Source organism: Cupriavidus sp. SIMBA_020 (assembly GCF_046535395.1).
Taxonomy (GTDB): domain Bacteria; phylum Pseudomonadota; class Gammaproteobacteria; order Burkholderiales; family Burkholderiaceae; genus Cupriavidus; species Cupriavidus campinensis.
Genome location: NZ_JAWRWU010001370.1, coordinates 1 through 246 on the forward strand (window position 1 = coordinate 1; position 246 = coordinate 246).

The 246-nt window shown below is 60.6% G+C and carries 1 pseudogene; it reads right to left on the reverse strand.

From position 1 onward, the window contains the following. Positions 1 to 246 (reverse strand): annotated as a pseudogene (locus tag SB751_RS33985) (hypothetical protein); the annotation flags it as partial.

Genomic DNA, 246 nt, shown 5'->3' on the forward strand with positions numbered 1-246 from the left:
GTGGTGCCCGATGTCGGGTTTGCAATTGCCGTCGCTGAATTCGTGCCCAGAGCGATGTCATTTGCATGGCTTGCCGTGGCCCCAGAACCGACTGCAACGCCTCCAAACGATGTGGCTGTCGAGGCATTGCCGATCGCAATGCTTTGTGCGCCAGTTCCACTCGCTCCGTTGCCTAGAGCAACAGAGCTCGCCCCGGCCGCGATCGCATTCGTCCCTGCAGCCATTGCATTGAGCCCAGATGCACCG